Below are 12,208 nucleotides of genomic sequence, written 5' to 3'. Positions count from 1 at the left end.
AGCATAAAGAGTGACATAGCGAACGACCTTAAAGTGACATAATTTGAGAGCGGTGATGACTTTCATCTACTTTTGTAAAAGAGTAGATGAAAAAGCCCGAAGATCAATAAAGTGAATAAGACTAGACAGTCTTTGAACTGTCAGCATGACGAGACTTCAACTTCCCTTCCATACTCAAATAGGAATTCAAAGCACCAATGTAGGCTCTTGCAGAGGCTAACATCGTATCTATGTTCAATCCATGTCCTATGATGGCAGGTTCACCGTTGAATGAGACTTTAACGGTAACATTTGCCAAGGCATCTTTCCCTTGACTTACCGATTTGACTTTATAGTCCATTAATTGACCCTCATAACCGGAAATTCTATCTATGGTTTTAAAGACTGCATCGATAGTACCTTCACCTATCCCTGCATCGATGATCTCTTTATCATCTTTTTTGATACTGACAGCTGCTGATGGTACACCATTAGAGCAATCCATCAACTGTAAAGAGACCAATTCAAAGACTTTAGGCGCCGTCGTCATCTCATCGGTGACCAAAGCCCTTAAATCATCATCATAAATATCTTTCTTTTTATCTGCCATGATCTTAAAGCGTTCAAAGGAAGCATTTAACGCCTCATCACTCAAAGTAAACCCTAATTTTGCCAACTTGTCTTTAAATGCCGCACGACCAGAATGTTTACCTAAGACCAACGTGTCATCCATATCCAAGCCGATGTCTTCTGGACGGATGATCTCATAGGTCTCTTTATTTTTCAACATACCGTCCTGGTGTATGCCGCTTTCATGTGCAAAAGCATTTTTCCCGACAATGGCTTTGTTCGGCTGAGGTTCTATCCCTGTGATATTGGCAATCAAGCGGCTTGATGGATAGATCTCTTTAGTGTTGATATTGGTTTGATAGTCGGAAAAGACATCTGAACGTGTTTTTAATGCCATAACGATCTCTTCAAGTGCAGCGTTCCCGGCTCTTTCACCCAAACCGTTGATCGTACACTCTATCTGTCTTGCACCATTGATAACCGCCTCTAAAGAGTTTGCGACACCTAATCCCAAGTCATTATGATTGTGTACAGAGATGATCGCTCTGCCTTTGGTGTATTCACTCATCTCTTTAACCATTGCACCGATCTCAAAAGGAAGCCTGAATCCCACTGTATCAGGTAAGTTGATGGTAGTTGCACCTGCCTCTATGACGGCATCGGAGATTTCTTTCATAAAACCGATGTCCGAGCGGCCTGCATCTTCACAGGAGAACTCTACGTCATCCACGAATGTACGGGCATACTCAACGGCTCTTACCGCTCTTTTGATCACTTCATCGGGTTTCATTTTAAGCTTGTGTTCCATATGTATGCTGGATGTAGCAATAAATGTATGGATACGTTTCATCTTCGCTTTTGCGATGGCTTCTCCTGCCGCTTTCACATCTGCGTCTATGGCTCTAGCCAAAGAACAGACCGTAGAGTTTGTTACCCTTTGTGAGATCTTGTCTATCGCATCAAAATCTCCGGGGCTCGCAGCTGCAAATCCCGCTTCAATGATGTCTACCCCCAAACGCTCCAACTGTGCAGCGATCTGGATCTTCTCTTCGGTATTCATTGAAGCCCCCGGGCTCTGCTCACCGTCTCTTAATGTGGTATCAAATATTTTTATGGTTTCCATTTTCTTTCTCCTCATAATGCGGCAATGCCACATTACCTTCCTCTCACTAAAGCTACACCTGGCAGCGAGGGTGAATAACATACTTTTTTAAAGTACGGGTGTAAATGATTGTCTAATTCTACCTAAATTGTAGTTATTAGAAACTAATTGTTTATCTATTATGTAAAAAGGGATGGATCGTTAGACGATTAGAGTGCGAGCAGCAGCAGGAGAGAGCTATCTTTAGTGAAAATAGTATGCTGGTTTATGATAGTTTTCATAATCTCTCCTTTAAATTTTTGTGATTATACACTATTTAAAAACAAAATACAAGGGATAATAATTATCTTTTAATTTTGATATTCCGTACATTTAATGTCCGTAATGCACGTAGCGGACCATAAAGTATATATCCAAAGATAATAATGGCAAAGCCTTCTGCCGAAAAAAGATAGAGCAGCGAAGCTGTCAGCATCAGCATGATCATAGTTTTAAAGACCATGTGTTTGTCCAAGTTTACTTTCTTAAATGAAGGGTAACGAAAGTTACTTACCATCAGCACAGCAATGCCAAGCGTCAAAAAAAGCAATATAATGCCGTAACCTTCAAGTGTATATTTGTGAAAGAGGAGTATCCACATCGAGACAAAGATGGCTGCAGTAGGGATGGGCAGTCCTATAAATACATTGGGGTCGGTCTTGGCCGTAGAGATGTTAAATCGTGCCAAACGGATCGCCCCGAAGATCACATAGAGTGCAGAGACGAGGATACCAAAACGTCCAAATTCATGGCCTATGAAAAAGTAGAGTAGCATGGCAGGAGCGATCCCAAAAGAGATAATGTCTGCCAAAGAGTCAAACTCTACACCAAACTGGCTTGTCGTGTTTGTCATACGTGCGATACGCCCATCCAAACCGTCAAAGAGAAGTGCCAAGAGAATGAGCCATGAAGCAAGTACAACGTTCCCCTGACTTGCTTCGACCATACTTATCACTCCTACAAAAATGCTGCTTGCAGTAAACAGATTTGGCAGGATATAGATAAGCTTTGCATTTTTCATTCGTTACTCGTCGGTTTTTTCTTTCTCGGCAGCTTCAGCTTCTGCTTTGGCTATCTTGTCACCATGTGCTAGACGGCTTTTCATATTATGCTCTTTTTCATAATTCTCTATGATCTCACGTACTTTTTTACCTTCGATCACTTCAACATCCAAAAGTACATTCGTCATGTTTTCTATGGCTTGATGGTATTCAGTTAACGTATTCTTGACATAGGTATAACGCTCATTCAGCGTGGAACGGATATAGTTATCCATATCTTCTGCCATCTTCTCACTATAGTCTGTGGATACTGCACCACCGCCAAGGAAAGAGTTTTGGCTGCGGGAAAGCACCATAAGCCCTGCCACATCGGTCATCCCATAGACAGAGACCATATCTTTCAAGATAGCCGTTGCACGGTCAAGGTCATTACCTGCACCTGTACTGATCTCACCGATGAAAACCTCTTCGGCTGCGCGGCCACCGAGAAGTACATCGATCTCGGCCATAAGCTCATGCTTTTGTTTTAAGAAACGCTCTTCATCTTCAGGAAGGTGCAGGGTATAGCCCAGTGCACCCAACCCTCTAGGAATGATAGAGACTTTGGTCACACGTGTGGCACCTTCTGTAAGCTCTGCCATCAGTGCATGACCACTTTCATGATAGGCTACGATCTTTTTCTCTACTTCTGAGATCTTTCTGTTCTTCTTTTCTAGTCCCACAAATGAACGCTCTATAGATTCCAAAAGATCTTCTTGTTCGATCTCTTTTTTGTTAAATCTTCCGGCCAGAAGGGCAGCTTCGTTGATGATATTCGCCAAGTCTGCACCTGCCAGACCGGCTGTCTGTTTTGCCACAATGGTCAAGTCAACATTGGCTGCTAGTTTTACATCTTTGGAGTGTACTTTCAAGATAGCCAAACGTCCGTCATAATCTGGTTTGTCTACCAGTACCTGTCTGTCAAAACGTCCTGCTCTGAGCAGTGCCGCATCGAGTGTTTCGGGTCTGTTCGTTGCAGCGAGTACGATGACAGGGGTATCTGTACCAAAACCATCCATCTCTGCGAGAAGTTGGTTGAGTGTCTGTTCTCTCTCATCGTTTCCGCCCATCTGTCCACCCGACGCACGGCTTTTACCGATAGCATCGATCTCATCAATGAAGATGATCGCAGGGGCCTCTTTTTTCGCCTGGGCAAAAAGGTCACGTACACGGCTTGCACCGACACCCACGAACATTTCAATGAAGCTTGAACCGCTGACAGAGAAGAAAGGTACAGATGCCTCACCTGCCACAGCTTTGGCAAGCAGTGTTTTACCTGTTCCCGGAGGTCCTACTAAAAGCAGACCTTTAGGGATCTTTGCCCCCAGTTCTATGTAGCGTTCAGGGAATTTAAGGAAATCAACGATCTCTTTGACTTCATCTTTGGCTTCTTCAACACCCTGTACATCATGAAACTTCGTATCAGGTTTTTCAGAGTTGATCAGCTTATCGGCTTTACCGGCACCCAGTATGCCACCGCCCATACCTTTGGACATTTTTTTGGCTAAGAAGATCCAAATAGCAAAGAAGATCAGAATAGGCACCAATGATCCTAAAAGATCTGAAAGGAAGCCACCACCCATGATACCTTCATAAGTGATATGTTTTTCTTCCAAAAGAGGGATAAGGTCTTTGTCATAGGTAGGGACATTTTGTGCAACAAAACGTGTTTTACGCCCATTAACATCAGCGATTGCTTCTACTGTGGTAGGCGTAAGCTTTACGGAGGTGACCGACCCTTTTTCTATTTCACTCTTGATCTCTGAGTATTTGACCGTTTTGGTTTGTGTGACATTGTTGCTGCTGTCGAGCATATTGCCCAGACCGCCACTATCGCCTACAAATGATTTAAAGATCATGATGATGACGATAGAAAAGAGTGCAAATGCCAATAGTGGATTGTTGTTAAAAAAATTATTATTGTTATTATTCTCTTGGTTATTATTTTGCTTAGCCATTGATTTCCTTCTTATATACGAGTGTGACCCACTCATCTTTAAGTATTCTTTTTACCAGTGTAAGTTCTTTAAATGATTCTACGACCAGATCTTCTTTTTTATCCAAAATACCTGAAAGTATCAAGGTACCATCCTCTTTACAGGCAGATTTTAAATCTTTGGCGATAAATCTGAGTACATCTGCTATGATATTTGCGATGACCACATCATAGGTACCTTCTGCTTTGTCTATGGAGCCTTCCCAGAGCTTGTCATAGGTTTCTTCGTTTAACGCAAAGTTCTCTTGACAACTTTCAACAGAGAGAGGGTCCGTATCACAAAGTTCTACATTTGCTCCCAGTTTCTTACACGCAAGACCCAAAATACCAGAACCGCAACCGACATCGATAACAGATTTTCCTGCATCGACATAAGTACTGATAGCCTCTAAACATGAAAATGTTGTGGCATGGTGTCCCGAACCAAAAGCAAGTGCTGGGTCTATTTTGATATTGATACACTCTTCTTTGGGCTCATACCAGCTTGGAAAGATGTAAAATTTACCGGCTTCTATAGGTTGGATAGAGTCTTGATAGGTCTTGATCCAGTTTACATTTTCTTTCTCTTCGAGTGTATAGTCCATTGTGATGGTATCATTTAAAGTTCCGGACAATGATACAAGCGCATCTTTAACGAAAGTTAAATCAGACTCACTACGTAGGATGATCTTCCCTTTACCAAGTTCCAATCCTTCACCATAAATATTGGCAATGAAGTCTGCGATAAAATCTACAAAATCATCATTAAGCGTGATGGTGAGTTCATAATATTTATCTTGCATTAGCGACCTTAAATGCTTCTTCCAAGTCAAGTGTTCCTTCGTAGAATGCTTTGCCTACGATCGTACCATCGATGCCCGCATTTATGAGCGCATTGATATCTGTCATATCTTTTAATCCGCCAGAAGCAATCGTTTCAACACCTGAAGCCTTTTGAATTTCTAACGTGAAATCTACATTGACACCTGTCATCATTCCGTCACGTCCTACATCGGTACAGATGATAGCCTGTACACCTGCATTGGCAAATTCACGTGCGAGATCAGTGGCTTTCATATCACTCACTTCTCCCCAGCCTTCCACAGCGACCATTCCATCTATCGCATCGATACCGACAACGATAGGGTATTTTGCTGCCATATCTTTCACAAATTGCGCATCTTTTACAGCGATAGAGCCCAAGATCAATCGATCAATGCCCAGTTCCAGATACATTTTGATGGTCTCTTCATCACGGATACCGCCACCCAGTTCAAGTTTGAGGTTGCAGTGCTCACGGATCTGTCTGATCTGCTCCAAGTTCTCAGGCTTACCTGCAAAGGCACCGTTAAGGTCAACAAGGTGGACCCACTCAGATCCAAGCTCTTCAAAGCGTTTCGCCACTTGCCAAGGCTCATCCGAGTATATCTTTGCAGACTCCATGAGTCCTTTGCTGAGTCTTACGGCTTTACCGTCTTTGAGGTCTATTGCTGGTAGTATTGTCATCTGTTCTTTTCCTATAATTTTGCAAAATTTTCTATAATCTTCAAACCATTTTCATGGCTTTTTTCAGGGTGTGGCTGGATGCCGTAAATGTTCCCGTTCTGTACGGCCGATACAAACTCATACCCATAGTGTGTTTTTCCTATGGCATATGCGTCATCACAGACTGCATGGAATGAGTGTACAAAGTAGAGATAAAAATCTTTTTTCATTTCTGCAAAAAGAGCTGTTTCTTTTTGTTGGAAGAGTTCATTCCATCCCATATGCGGTACTTTGAGGTGATGGTCAAATTTGTTTTCATCAAACGCGACGACTTTACCCGGGATAAGTCCCAAACCTTTTGTACCGTGTTCATCTTTTGCAAACTCTTCAGAACTTTCAAAGAGCAACTGCATACCGAGACAGATACCCAAAAGCGGTTTCCCTGAGGCAGCAAAATCAATGACCGCCTTATCCATACCGTTTGTTTTGAGGTGTTCCATAGCATCGCCAAATGCACCTACACCGGGCAGTATGAGTTTATCATATTGGTCAAGTTTGGAAGGGTCACTCTCCAGGGTGGCATCTGCCCCGACCTTAGCAAACGCATTGATGACAGAGGCCAAGTTCCCCATTTTGTAATCGACGATTCCTATCACGATTGTATTCCTTTGATACTCTTATAAATTACCGTGATTATAGCAAATTAAATTGAAAGCAGATGTTTGGGGTCTGTATCCTTTAGGCTATTTGGGTAAAATTACGTATTAAATTGCAAACAGGATAGGAATGAGAGAAAAAACAGAGTATGCTTTTGTAAGACTATTTTTGTGGCTGGCAAAGATAGCACCTACATCATTCATTTACACTATGATGAAAGCGCTTACCCTTCTTGTTTACCATATAGATAAAAAAAGACGCCACCTTACCATCACAAATCTTACCATGGCCTTTCCTGAGAAAACTCCTCAAGAGATAGTGCTTCTCTCTAAAGAGGTGTATATTGAACTCTCTAAAACGATTTCTGAAATTTTGTTGATGTTTACGGGAAAGTTCGATATCGATCATGCGATAAAAAACAGAGAAGAAGTCCAAGAGAAATTACAAGAACTGGCACAAAACAGTCCACATGGTATTGTCTTTATGACGGCACATTTCTCCAACTGGGAACTCATGGCACACTTTATCGCAAAAAACGGACTTCCTATGATCGTTATAGGACGCAAGGGAAACAATAGACTGATAGAAGCCAATATTACAACACCGTTTCGTGAAAAATACGGCAATAGCGCTGCAAGTAAAGACAAAGCCATGCTCTCCATGATGAAACGATTGAAGGCCAAGGGAAATGTGGGATTGCTTATCGATCAGAAATCGGGAGGTCCACTTAGTGCCAAGATAGACTTTTTTGGCAAACCTGCCGAGACAACGCTTTCTGTTGCTTCATTGAAATTGAAGCTCGATCCTTTGGTCGTACCTGTTTTTGTGGTGAGAAACAGTGAAGGGTTGTATGAGCTGGTGATCAATGAAGGTGTCGAGTATGTGGCAGATGAGATCGAGGACCAGCAGAAGAAGCTTGAAGCAATGACTTTGAAATACAACCAGGCCATAGAAGATATCGTCAAAAAATATCCTGAACAATGGTTCTGGATGCACAATAGGTGGCGGGTATGAGTAGAGTCCTTATACTCAGTGATGACCGTCCGGGGCATCTGAACCAGTCTCTTGCCTTGGTGAAGTACTTGAATGTACCTTATGATGTGGTCTCTGTGAGGTTTAAATATAAATGGGTTAAAGCATTGAGCTACATACTTGACAAAATAGGGATGTACACAGATAAACTGTTTGATCTACAGATAGATAGAACCTATGATATGGTCGTGGGAACAGGCTCTACAACATCCTACGCGACGAAAGTGTTTGCCAAGAAAATGGATGCAAGATCAGTAGCGATGATGCTGCCTCGAGGGTATCGTTATGATTTTGATATCATCTTTGCCCAAAGCCATGATAACCCGCCTAAACAGAAGAACATCATAGAGATTCCTGCAAACTTTGCGTATGTGGAGCCTCAAGGGCTTTATCAGGCAAAGAAGAAGTCAATCGGTATCGTGATCGGTGGAGACAATAAACTTTTTACGATGTCGAAAGAAAAACTGCAACTACAATTAGACACGATAGTTGATAGATACAAAGAGTATGAGGTAGCTGTCACCACATCTCCTAGAACCAGTAAAGAGATAGAAGATCTGATAGCGTCCTATGCCTTTGATTATGAGGTGACCTTTTCTAAAAATCCCATCAACCCCATCCCTGATTTCCTTGATCAGTGCGAAACAGTCTTCATCACAGGGGATAGCACCTCGATGATCTCTGAAGCGGTCTCTTATGGTAACTCCAATGTGATGGTTTTACCTTTAGAGAGTAAGAGAGATAACAAATTTATACGATTTATAGATGTTTTGGAAAAAGAGGGGTATTTGCACATTTTTGACGGAACTATAAAAAATAAAAATAAAAAAATAGACTTTAAAACATACCTTACAGAGGTGAACATATGAGAATAGTACAGTTATTGCCTGAACTCAATGAAGGCGGTGTAGAGCGTGGTGTCATGGAGTTAAGCCGTGAATTGGTAAAACAGGGACATGAGAGCATTGTGGTCTCTGCAGGTGGAAAATTACAAGATCAGATAGAAAAAGATGGAGGGAAACATATTACTCTTGATGTCTACAGTAAAAATCTTTTCACCGCTCCTTTCAGAGTTTTAAAACTTAGAAAGATCCTAAAAGATATAAAACCGGACATACTTCATGCACGAAGCAGGGTACCTGCATGGCTGACCTATCTTGCGAATAGAACATTACATTTCCCCTTTGTTACAACTGTACATGGCTTTAATAGTGTGAACCCCTATAGTAAAGTGATGACTTATGGAGATAAAGTTATATGTGGTAGCAAATTTATGATCGAACATATTGTGAAACATTATCAGACACCTATGGATAAAATTGTTTTGATACCTCGGGGTGTGGACATGGATGCCTTTAGTAAAGAATTAGATCATGATTTTATAGATGATTTTAAAAAGAAATATCAGCTTGATAATTGTTTTATTATTACGCATGTAGCAAGAATTACACATTGGAAAGATCAAAAAACAGCGATAAAAGCATTTATGGAAGTCAAAAAGCATATTAAAAATGCCAAACTGCTTTTTGTCGGAAGTGTTGATGAGAGTAGAATCAATTACTATGAAGAGCTTAACAAAATGGTTGAAGAGAGTCCTTATAGCAATGATATTATTTTTACCGGCAATCAGCAACATATTAAAGAGATATTTTCGTTATCGGATGTGAGTATCTCTGCATCCAATAAACCTGAAACATTCGGAAGAGCCAATATTGAAAGTATTTTTATGGGTACACCATTGATAGCTACAAACATTGGTGCGACTGCAGATTATGTGATTGAAGGTAAGAATGGATTCTTATTTGAACCAAATGATGCAGAGGGATTGTCAAGTCTGATTATTAAAGTACAGCAGAGTTCTTTTGATAAAGAAGAGATGGCAGAGTATATCAGAGAAAATTTTTCATTGGAACAGATGGTTGATAAAAATATGAGTGTTTATACGGATCTTGTCAATAATGAAAGGGTATAAGGAAGAAGAGAATGATGAATGTTTTAATGGTTAGTTTGGATTATGTACCAACGGTAGGGGGCATTACCGCGCACGTTTACGAACTTAGTCAGGCTTTAAGAAGAATAGGATGTCATGTTACTATTGCTACAAAGTTTGTCAATAAGGGGCAAAAGCCTTTTGAAACGTTAGATGGTGTTGATATTTATAGGTTCGATCTAAAGTTTTTTGGCTTTACCTATGGGTATCAGATCAATAAGTTTGTAAAGGATCTAATACGTAAAAAAGATTTCGATATCATTCATATTCATGGTATGAGACCACTTGAATTTTATAATATTAAAGATATACCACTGGTTTATACCAATCATACTTCCGGCTATTTAAAAAGAATCAGAAAAGGGGGATATAGAATCCCTTTACTTAAAAGATTATTTGATAAACCTAAACTATTTTTAGCCCCTAGCGAGGAGTTGCTTGAAGTACCATTTGAAATCAAAGCCAAGAAAGTGTTTATCTCAAATGGTGTTATCTCTGATAAGTTTACAAGAAATGAAAAGATACGAAATGAACTTAGAAGTACACTTGGAATAAAGGATGATGAAATCCTGGCTATCATCACTCGTAGAATGGTTTGGAAAAATGGTGTAAAATATCTTGCGAAGTCAACAAAATATATCAAAAATAAGAAGTTAAAGTTTTTATTCATAGGTGATGGTGAAGATTTTGAAGAGGTAAAGAAAATTCTAGAAGAAAATTTTACAAACAGATTCATCTTGCTAGGCTCGAAAAGACATGATGAGATCATCGATTATTACAGTGCCTCAGATCTGTCCATATTACCATCCCTAATGGAGGCTACAAGTATCAGTGGATTAGAAGCAATGGCTGCTTCTTTACCTTTGGTCGGGACAAGGGTTGGTGGTATTCCCGTTTTAATCAAAGATGGAGTTAATGGGTACCTTTGTGAACCGGAAAATCCTCAAGATCTAGCAGAAAAAATAGATAAGTTATTAGAAAATGACTATGTGGGGATGGGAAATAAATCAAAAGAATTTGTAAATCAAAACTTTGATTGGCTTAAAATTGCAGAGCAGACACTTTATGAGTATAAGGAATTATTAAAATGAAAAAAGTTCTCCTAGTATTTGGAACACGACCAGAAGCTATAAAAATGGCACCATTAGTGAAAGCCTGTGAAACAGAGACTTCCATTCAATCAAAAGTTTGTGTAACTGCGCAACATAGAGAGATGTTAGATCAGGTTCTTGATATGTTTGATATCATCCCTAATTATGATTTAAATATTATGAAACCAGGGCAAGACTTATTTGATGTGACCTCAAATGTTTTATTAGGGCTAAAAGATGTATTAAGTGATTTCAAGCCTGATATTGTATTGGTCCATGGAGATACGACAACTACAAGTGCAAGTTCACTTGCTGCTTTTTATCATAAAATAAAAGTGGGACATGTAGAAGCAGGACTTAGGACAGGCAATATCTACAGCCCCTGGCCGGAAGAAGCAAATAGACAAATTACAGGAGTACTGGCGAATTATCATTTCGCTCCAACCACTACAAGTGAAAAGAATCTTCTTAAAGAGAATAAAAATCAAGATAATATATTAGTAACCGGTAATACGGTTATAGATGCACTATTTTTAGCCTTAGATAAAATAGAAAATAATCCTCAGCTAAAACATAAAATCATTGTATCTATCAATTCTCAGTATCAATTAAATGATACCAAGAAATTGGTACTTGTAACCGGGCATAGGAGAGAGAACTTTGGACAAGGATTTATCAATATTTGTGAAGCACTAAAAACATTAGCGTTAAATAATCCAGAGATAGATATCGTATATCCTGTTCATCTAAATCCAAACGTACAACAACCTGTAAAAGAGATACTCTCGGATGTATCAAATGTATTTTTAATAGAACCGCTTCAGTATGAAAGCTTTATTTATATGATGAATCACTCATATTTCATCATCACAGATTCAGGTGGGGTTCAAGAAGAAGCTCCTAGTTTGGGAAAACCAGTACTTGTAATGAGAGATACCACCGAACGTCCTGAAGCAGTAGAAGCAGGAACGGTTAAACTTGTTGGGACCAATAAGGAAACAATCATAACTGAAGCACAAAAGTTACTCGATGATGAAGATGCATACAATACGATGGCCAAAGCACATAATCCTTATGGTGATGGAAAGGCGTGTGAAAGAATAGTTGATTTTATAAAGAGGGTATAGTGAGAATTCTTCATATTGCAAACTTTTCATGGCTGAAAAATGATGCTGTATTTTACTCGATCGATAGGAAAATATCCAATGGATTGATAAGAAATGGCCATTTTGTATCAGATTTTAGTTA

11 protein-coding genes are annotated in these 12,208 nt (G+C 39.8%); 5 read left to right on the top strand and 6 right to left on the bottom strand.

All coding sequences use genetic code 11. From position 1 onward, the window contains the following. Positions 1–121: 121 nt before the first annotated feature. The 6 genes from MN086_RS09000 to hisH all read right to left on the bottom strand — a co-directional run bounded on the left by MN086_RS09000 (position 122) and on the right by hisH (position 6,846). Positions 122–1,672 (bottom strand): 2-isopropylmalate synthase, encoded by a 1,551-nt coding sequence (locus MN086_RS09000; RefSeq protein ID WP_248575678.1) that lies wholly within the window; start codon positions 1,670–1,672, stop codon positions 122–124. A 322-nt stretch (positions 1,673–1,994) separates the two neighbouring features. Continuing rightward, a complete protein-coding gene (gene pssA / locus MN086_RS08995) occupies positions 1,995–2,711 on the bottom strand; it encodes a CDP-diacylglycerol--serine O-phosphatidyltransferase (RefSeq protein ID WP_248575677.1) in 717 nt (238 codons plus the stop codon). A 3-nt stretch (positions 2,712–2,714) separates the two neighbouring features. After that, on the bottom strand, positions 2,715–4,688 hold the full coding sequence (gene ftsH / locus MN086_RS08990) for an ATP-dependent zinc metalloprotease FtsH (RefSeq protein ID WP_248575676.1): 1,974 nt from the start codon (positions 4,686–4,688) through the stop codon (positions 2,715–2,717). Further along, positions 4,681–5,508: a 50S ribosomal protein L11 methyltransferase gene (locus MN086_RS08985; RefSeq protein WP_248575675.1), complete on the bottom strand. Its 828-nt coding sequence runs from the start codon at positions 5,506–5,508 to the stop codon at positions 4,681–4,683. The genes ftsH and MN086_RS08985 overlap by 8 nt, the downstream gene beginning before the upstream one ends. Further along, positions 5,498–6,211, bottom strand: a complete 714-nt coding sequence (gene hisA / locus MN086_RS08980) for a 1-(5-phosphoribosyl)-5-[(5-phosphoribosylamino)methylideneamino]imidazole-4-carboxamide isomerase (RefSeq protein ID WP_248575674.1) — start codon at positions 6,209–6,211, stop codon at positions 5,498–5,500. The genes MN086_RS08985 and hisA overlap by 11 nt, the downstream gene beginning before the upstream one ends. 11 nt (positions 6,212–6,222) lie before the next feature. After that, complete coding sequence (gene hisH, locus MN086_RS08975) at positions 6,223–6,846, bottom strand: imidazole glycerol phosphate synthase subunit HisH (RefSeq protein ID WP_248575673.1); 624 nt, start codon at positions 6,844–6,846, stop codon at positions 6,223–6,225. Between the two features lie 130 nt (positions 6,847–6,976). On the opposite strand from hisH, the gene MN086_RS08970 reads away from it, so the two are divergent. From MN086_RS08970 to wecB, 5 genes are read left to right on the top strand one after another with little or no spacing between them, the layout of a single operon-like run. Beyond that, entirely contained in the window at positions 6,977–7,861 is an 885-nt protein-coding gene (locus MN086_RS08970) for a lysophospholipid acyltransferase family protein (protein WP_248575672.1), read from the top strand. Next, on the top strand, positions 7,858–8,748 hold the full coding sequence (locus tag MN086_RS08965; protein WP_248575671.1) for an ELM1/GtrOC1 family putative glycosyltransferase: 891 nt from the start codon (positions 7,858–7,860) through the stop codon (positions 8,746–8,748). Before MN086_RS08970 ends, MN086_RS08965 begins: the two co-directional genes overlap by 4 nt. Further along, positions 8,745–9,851, top strand: coding sequence for a glycosyltransferase family 4 protein (locus MN086_RS08960; RefSeq protein ID WP_248575670.1), 1,107 nt, complete (start codon positions 8,745–8,747; stop codon positions 9,849–9,851). Before MN086_RS08965 ends, MN086_RS08960 begins: the two co-directional genes overlap by 4 nt. 11 nt (positions 9,852–9,862) lie before the next feature. Continuing rightward, positions 9,863–10,960: a glycosyltransferase family 4 protein gene (locus MN086_RS08955; RefSeq protein WP_248575669.1), complete on the top strand. Its 1,098-nt coding sequence runs from the start codon at positions 9,863–9,865 to the stop codon at positions 10,958–10,960. Continuing rightward, positions 10,957–12,087: a non-hydrolyzing UDP-N-acetylglucosamine 2-epimerase gene (wecB, locus tag MN086_RS08950; RefSeq protein ID WP_248575668.1), complete on the top strand. Its 1,131-nt coding sequence runs from the start codon at positions 10,957–10,959 to the stop codon at positions 12,085–12,087. The genes MN086_RS08955 and wecB overlap by 4 nt, the downstream gene beginning before the upstream one ends. The last annotated feature ends 121 nt before the right edge of the window (positions 12,088–12,208 follow it).

Source organism: Sulfurovum sp. XGS-02 (genome assembly GCF_023213175.1).
Lineage (GTDB): Bacteria > Campylobacterota > Campylobacteria > Campylobacterales > Sulfurovaceae > Sulfurovum.
This window is presented reverse-complemented; position numbering and strand designations above follow the sequence as displayed.